Genomic DNA, 6,457 nt, shown 5'->3' on the forward strand with positions numbered 1-6,457 from the left:
GTGCGGCAGCGGGCTGCGATCGACGCGGGCTGCGGACGCGGCGGCAGTGCCGGCGGCCTGCGAGCGCGCGGCGTCGGCGTCGGCCGGGGAGTCGGGGCGATCCTTCGAGTCGAGCGGCCGGACGAGCACGTTGTCGGCCTCGCTCAGGCGCAGCGTCAGCTCGTAGCCGCGCACCGTCACCTGGATCGGATCGCCCATGGGGGCCGCCTTCTGCAGCGTCACCACCGCGTTGGGCGTGAGCCCCATATCAAGTAAATGACGGCGAACCGATCCTTCGCCATGAACAGCCTCGACCACGCCCGCCTGTCCGCGCGCAAGTTCGCTCAGCAGCATGTATTCCCCCAAATCAGCGCGGCGCTCTCCCATCTGGCAGCCGCGCATGTTTCTCTCGTCTGCCTTCCATGATAAGCCGACCCGCAAGGCAGGCTCCCACAGGGCGGCGTTTTCACGGAACCGACGAAAGCAGGTGGGGCAGCGGCAGGTGAGGCGGGGCGTATGCCGCCCGGGAGCCGGCGCGCGGGAGGAAGAGAGGAGACGGGGACGCAGCGAAGACGCGCGCCGCATGGGGAGGCCAAGGGCCATCCAGCTGCGTGCAGGGGCATTTTTTGGGGGATTTGGGCGGCCTAAGCTGCCGTCCTGGGCCGCCTCGCGCGGCAGGGAGTCGATACGTCTGCGTTTGCTCGCCGACTCCCAAGTAGCCAGCTCAGAAGCTAGATCGTTTGCCCAGGTCAGACGCATGCCGACAAATGGTCTACTCGAGACCCTCCCGTTTAAACGCAGACGTATCGGCTTCGGGCGCGCGGGCACTCGAAAAAACGCAATGCCGGCGGGCCGGCATCGCCAAGCGAATGCCGGCCCGCTGGGGCGCTTGCTACTTCAGCAGCTTGATGCTGATGGCCTTGGCCGGGCAGGCCTCCACGCACTTGCCGCATTTCGAGCACTCGGGGATGCGGCGCGAGTGCGGGTCGAGCTGCTCGGGGCACGCGTCGACGCACGCATGGCAATCCACGCCGCGGCTGCGCAGGCACGCGTCGGCCTTGACGCGCGGGCGCAACGTGACGTTGAGGTTCGACAGCAGGCTGACCAGCGCGGATATGGGGCAGATCTTGCTGCACCACTTGCGCAGGACCGTGACCTCCGCGATCAAGATGGCCGGGAAGACGACGAGCGCCCAAGTGGGCTCGTTGAACTGCACCAGGTTCCACAGCCCGATGATGGTCGCGAACGTCAGGCCGACCGGGCAGATAAGGCAAAACACCGGGAAGCCGAACACGGCCGCAGAGGCCAGCGTTCCCACCAGCACCGCATGACGGCTATCCAGCCGCACGCCATCGCGCGCGCCTCCCACCGGGGCCAACGCCTTCGCGCACGCGGACGCGCCCGCGCAGGCTGCGCACGCTGAAGGAGTGCCTGCGAGGTGCTTTTCCCCGGGTTCGGCGGTTTTGCTGCCAAAAATTGCGCGAGTGCGTGCAGAGTCGAGCAAGTGAGGTTCGGAATCGGCTACGCAGGCGTTGGTTGCATGCCCCGAAGCTGCGGTTGCTACATAGAGCGCATCGTTCGCGCATTCGTCTGCTACCGGCAACACGCACTCGCGCGTTCTTTGGCAGCTGGCATCCGAAGCCGTCCCAATTTGAGGCTCGTCGGCTTCGGCCGCGCCGAAAGTCAACGGCCCCGCCTGGGCGGAACCCGCATCTAAGTTGCCGCAAGAAGCCGCGGCCTCGCGCCCCGCCGCGCTCTTTGCCGAGGTGCCGCGTTTTTTCGGGCGGAAGAACTTCTGCAGCCAGGGCACGGGGCACATCCAGGCGCAGAACGCCTTGCCTACCAGGGCGATCAGCACCACGACCAACGCGAACAGCAGCAACGGGTGCAGCATGACGCCCTTCGCGCCCGCCATGGTCTCGAGCGCTCCTAGCGGGCAAATCGCCGAAATCTGCTGGATGCCGAACGCCGAGGGCGTGCCGATGCCCACGCGAAACGCCATACCCGCCAGCGCGAATGCCACGCACGCAAGCGCAACCCAACCGCGCGCCGTGCGGAAACGGGACTTTTTAGGCGAGCCCGCGCGAGCCGGCTTCCTATCAGGAGCAGAACCGTTGGAAGCAGCCGTCTTCTCGGCATCGGGGACGTCAGAGGTAACCGCCGTCGTCGCATCGGCCGCAAGCTCTGCAACAGGTGCGGCACCCGCGTGCGAGACGTTGCCGGCACTGGCAGGCAGCATCTGTCCAGACGCATCGGAGACATCAGGAGACGGGGCCGCGTCACCGGGGGCCGGAACGACGTTCGACTGCGACTGCGCTCGATCGAGCCCCGACAAAACATCGTCGTTGTTTTTCCTGCTCATCGTCTAGGCCTCCTTCCCTGCTGCGCGCACGTTGATGCCGCGGTCGGTGCCGCCGGCGAACGCGAGGTAGCTGTTCGACGGGCATGCATTCTCGCACGCCCCGCATCCGTTGCATTTCGCCTGGTCGACGACGGGACGGTTCGCATTGTCCAGCTCGATCGCCCCGTACGGGCACGAGTCGACGCATACCTGGCAGCCGCCTTGGGCCCATGCGATGCAGCGCTCGCGGTCCACGACTGCGATGCCGATGACCTGCGTCGGGTCGTGCGCGCCCGCAATCGATCCCGCCGGGCACACGTCCTCGCAGACGCCGCAAAAGTCGCACACTCCGCGATGAAAATCCATGATGGGCGTACGCCAATTCAACACGCCGTCCTCGAGCACGCCCGTGCGCAGGCAACGCTGCGGGCAGGCCGTTTCACACCGGTTGCACTTCAAGCAGGTGGCGCGGAAATGCGCCTCGTCCTGCGCGCCGGGAGGGCGCAAAAGCCCCCGGTCCTCGCCTTCAAGCGCGTACGCCACGCCGCCGACCGCAAACATGCTAGCCACGGCGCCGGCGCCGACCAGCACCCCGCGACGCGTGATGCTCGGCTGATCGCCCATGAACCTATCCTTTCTCGTCTTACGGCCGCACCCCCCCTCGGCCCTTTCCCCGATTCATCAGGCGAGACGCGCTACGCTGCCTGCTTGCCCGCCAGATCCTGCAAAACCTCTAGCTCGTCGGCGATGACGTCGGTCTCCATATGCACGAACCCGCGCGTCACCTTCGCGACCCCGCGATAGAAGCGCGTTTCCGCCACATCGAGCACGGCATCGCACAGATCGTCGACCCAATTGAGCTGATGCAACCGGTGAAAATCGGAGACCGTTTCGGCAAGCGCCTGCGCGCGCGCAAAATCGCCCGCCAAAAGCGCGGAGTTCGTGCGCTCGATGACCGTCGCCAGGAACTCGAACTCGAACGACACATGGTCCTCGGGAACATGCAAATCGGCCTGGGGCTGGATGCCCTGCTCGCAATACATCTTGTAGACCTCGTCGCGCGCCTCCTGCATCATGAGCCCGAGCTGGCTGGTGAACACGCTTTCGAACGGCGTGGCGGCGAACGTCTCGTAATTCCCCGCCGCCAGGAACGTGTGCGCATAATCGCAGGCCAGCGCCTGGCGCGTGCCGGAATTCACATGGCGAAGGTAGCGGCGCATATCGTCATAGCCCTGGGCGATGAGGCCGTCGTCGCCGTCCATTCCGGCGAAATCCATGCCCGCCAGATGCTCGACCTGCTCCTGCGTCAACTCGCGGAAGAACAGCTCGCCCAGCATGCGATAGTACGCCGCCCGCCCGGCGTTCACTTCGATGAGCTGGGAAATCAGCTGATCGCGCTCTTCTAGTTGCTGCGTCTTCGCCGCGTTGTCGTCGGCCATGATCGCCCCTTTCTGCCGAAGCGCCCGCTTCTTCGGGCGCTCATGTCCATTGTCGCCCTGCGCGAAAGGGCAAGCCGTGCGCAAGGGCCGAGTATCGATTTTCGTTAGCCGCATCGCGTCGCATGGCGCGCGGCAACGCCAAAAGCCGCTGCCACGCACCATGCTCGATGCGCTCGCGGTTCGCATTCGCCGGGGGAAGGGAGGGAGGTAGGGAGAGCGAATACGAACCGCGAATACATCACGGGGAGATGTCGGGTGAACAGGGGACGGAGGTGTGTTCACGGCGATGCATCACGTTCCCAAAAGGCTAACGTGAACACACCTCCGTCCCCTGTTCACCCCGCGGCGGCCTATGCCGCCGGGGCGAACCGGCCGGGGAAGGGGATCCCCCTCCCCCGGCTTTGCGCTTACAGCACGTTCAGGAACAGGTTCGCGATCGGGACCGTGATCAGCCACATGATGCAGCGGTAGGACACCGCGCCCACGAACGCGCAGGCCAGCGAGCCGCCTGCCAAAGCCATCAGGCTCTCGGGCTTCTTGCCGAGCAGCGCGCCGCACGCGGCCGGCGCCACGCCGGCGCCCAGCACGGCCACGACCAGCAGCGCCCACTGCACGCCGTCGGCGGGACCCGCCCACAGCACGTAGGCGGCAGCGCCCACCGCGGCCAGCACGCCGCCGACCAGCAGCGCGCGGCCATACGGCGCCACGTCGGCGCCCTTGGCCTTCGCGGCCACGACCACCAGGTAGGCGGCGATGCCCTCGGGCACCGCGGTCAGCAGGTAGCCCAGCGGCAGCAGCTGGCTGCACCAGTTCGGACGCGCCTCCATCAGGTAGGACTCGCCCGCCATGAAGCTCAGCAGCACGCCGAACACCGCGCCGATGACGGCGACGGCCTTGCGCGCGCCCGCGCCGGCTTCGCGCTTGACCAGCACCAGGCACACCGCCACGCACACGCACAGGCAGCCCACCAGCAACGCCTCGGTGAAGATGCCCGACGTCGGGTGGCTCAGCGCGCCCATGATGCGGTCGGGGTGCGACAGATGCGTCACGGAAGCCAGACCGCCGACGACGGCGATCACCAGCGCCGCCAACGCCGCGGGAAACGCCGCGGCCTTCGCACGGCCGAGGAACTCATCGGCGGCAACGCATGCGAACATGCAGCCGCCCATGCCGGTCAGGGCCGTGAACAAAACCAGGGACCATTGGATCTCCATGCCTTACGCCTCCTTCGCGAACCACGCGGCGTCCTGCGCGTCGGACGCCGGCTTGATGGCGTCCACGTCGTGCCACGTGGCGATCTTGTCGGACAGGATGTAGCGCGTCAGCGGCTTGTTGCCGGCGTCGTGCAGGGTATGCAGGCTTGCCGGGTCGGCGGCCGCCACGGCCTTCGACACGTCGGAGTTCGGATCGTCCAGATCGCCGTAGAAGCGGGCGTTCGCACAACACGCGGCCACGCATGCGGGCTCCTGCCCGGCGCTGGTCAGCTGGCCGCACAGGGTGCACTTCTCGACCGCCTTCTCCTTGGTGTTCCACGAACGAACGCCATAAGGGCAGGCCATCATGCAGTACTTGCAGCCGATGCACTTCTCCTTGTCCACCAGCACCTTGCCATCGGCGTCGCGGTAGCTTGCGCCGGTCGGGCACACGTGCACGCAGGGCGCGTCCTCGCACTGCTGGCACTGCACGGGCAGCCAGTACTGCTCCAGGTCGGGGAAGGTACCGTGCGGGCCGATCTGCAGCACGCGGTTCCAGTACTCGCCCAAGGCGATGCCGTTCTCGTTCTTGCAGGCCACCTCGCACGCGTGGCAGCCGATGCATTTATCCAGGTCAACAACTAAGCAATTGCGGCTCATTTGGTGTAAAACGCTCCTCCCGTGTTTTCCGTGGGCTCAGGCATCCAGGGTTCGAAGTCGGTCGGCTCGTACCAGATGCCCTCCGGGCGCTGCGCCTTGGCAACCTTGACGTGGATGCCGCGCAGGGTGTAGGTGCCGAACTCGGGATTGAAGAAGCCCGTGTTCTTCGTCAGCACGTTCATGTTCTCCGTGGTCCAGGACTTGCGGCCGTCGGAGCCGTCCTCCAAAAACTCGGGGTTCCAGAAGCGCTCCATGTACACGGTGCCCTCTGCGATGCCCTTCGTCACGCGCGCCACGCCGTAGATACCGTCCTTGACGACGCTCTGGCCGCCCGCCGTCAGCTCCTCGCCGGGGGCGAACTCGCTGGGACCGAACTTCGCATCCTTGCCGCCGGCCATGACCGTGTCGGTGGACAGGCCCGTGGTGATGTCGCGGAACACGTCCTTGCCATCGGTGCGAGGGCTCTTGATGTTCACCCAGTCGCCATCCTCGATGCCGTACTTCGCTGCGTTCTCGGGGCTGATCCACAGCTCGGGCGCCGGGTACAGCTCGCGCAGGTAGGGGTTGTTGCGCAACGTGCCGTGGTGGAAGTACGGGATGCGGCCCTCGGTCAGGCGCAGCGGGTACTCGTCGCCGTATTCGCTCTGGTCCTCGGGCGTGAAGTAGTACGGCATGGGGTTGTAGTCGACCACCGCGGCGGGCATGTCGAACTTCTCCTTGCCGTGACGGCCGATGTAGAGCATGGTGTCGGCGTACGGACCGCATTTCTTCGGGTCGTCCTTGATGTCGCTTGCGCACGTGGAGAAACCGGCATAGGTCCGCGCCGCATCGGCCGCTGCGGCGGC

7 protein-coding genes are annotated in these 6,457 nt (G+C 66.4%); all 7 read right to left on the reverse strand.

What is annotated here, in order from left to right:
* Positions 1-420, reverse strand: a 420-nt coding sequence (locus tag Q0H50_RS07785) for a FeoA family protein (protein WP_294421100.1), incomplete at its 3' end; no start/stop codon positions are given.
* Positions 421-871: 451 nt separating this feature from the next.
* Entirely contained in the window at positions 872-2,341 is a 1,470-nt protein-coding gene (locus tag Q0H50_RS07790) for a 4Fe-4S binding protein (RefSeq protein WP_294421102.1), read from the reverse strand.
* A gap of 3 nt (positions 2,342-2,344) precedes the next feature.
* Positions 2,345-2,944 (reverse strand): 4Fe-4S dicluster domain-containing protein, encoded by a 600-nt coding sequence (locus tag Q0H50_RS07795; RefSeq protein WP_294421105.1) that lies wholly within the window; start codon positions 2,942-2,944, stop codon positions 2,345-2,347.
* A gap of 71 nt (positions 2,945-3,015) precedes the next feature.
* The gene (locus Q0H50_RS07800) at positions 3,016-3,759 is read right to left on the reverse strand and encodes a molecular chaperone (protein WP_294421107.1); all 744 of its coding nucleotides are present in this window, start codon (positions 3,757-3,759) and stop codon (positions 3,016-3,018) included.
* 407 nt (positions 3,760-4,166) lie between these two features.
* Positions 4,167-4,973: a DmsC/YnfH family molybdoenzyme membrane anchor subunit gene (locus tag Q0H50_RS07805; protein ID WP_294421112.1), complete on the reverse strand. Its 807-nt coding sequence runs from the start codon at positions 4,971-4,973 to the stop codon at positions 4,167-4,169.
* Between the two features lie 3 nt (positions 4,974-4,976).
* A complete protein-coding gene (locus Q0H50_RS07810; protein ID WP_294161860.1) occupies positions 4,977-5,612 on the reverse strand; it encodes a 4Fe-4S dicluster domain-containing protein in 636 nt (211 codons plus the stop codon).
* The coding region (locus tag Q0H50_RS07815) for a molybdopterin dinucleotide binding domain-containing protein (protein ID WP_294421115.1) at positions 5,609-6,457 on the reverse strand (849 nt) is incomplete at its 5' end. The genes Q0H50_RS07810 and Q0H50_RS07815, both read right to left, overlap by 4 nt.

Source organism: uncultured Senegalimassilia sp., assembly GCF_934632265.1.
Classification (GTDB): Bacteria; Actinomycetota; Coriobacteriia; order Coriobacteriales; family Eggerthellaceae; genus Senegalimassilia.